The organism is uncultured Nostoc sp. (assembly GCF_964245575.1).
Lineage (GTDB): Bacteria > Cyanobacteriota > Cyanobacteriia > Cyanobacteriales > Nostocaceae > Nostoc.
Genome location: NZ_CAXTNP010000226.1, coordinates 8506 through 8866 on the forward strand (window position 1 = coordinate 8506; position 361 = coordinate 8866).

Sequence of the window (361 nt, forward strand, 5' to 3'; positions counted from 1 at the left end):
TACAAATTTAATTAGAAAAAATTTTAATTACCAAAATAATCGTAGGCGTCAATATTCATATTCATATAAATATGGCGAACTAGCTTATGTATTTTTAGCAAAAATACATAAGTTAAACATATCTAGTATTAATACTGATAAACTCACGTAAATACCCGTATTTAAGGATAAACTTAGTAAAATTAACATATTTTTTATACAGTTAGTCTTGAGATAAAGTGATAAAACTCACAGATGGGGTTCTGCATTCTTAATTAAGTACATTTACATAGTAATATTTTATCTTAAATGTTTGTATACAAAGCTAAGGCGAATTTATATAAATTATTTTAATATAGTACAGCTGAAATTTACTTAATCT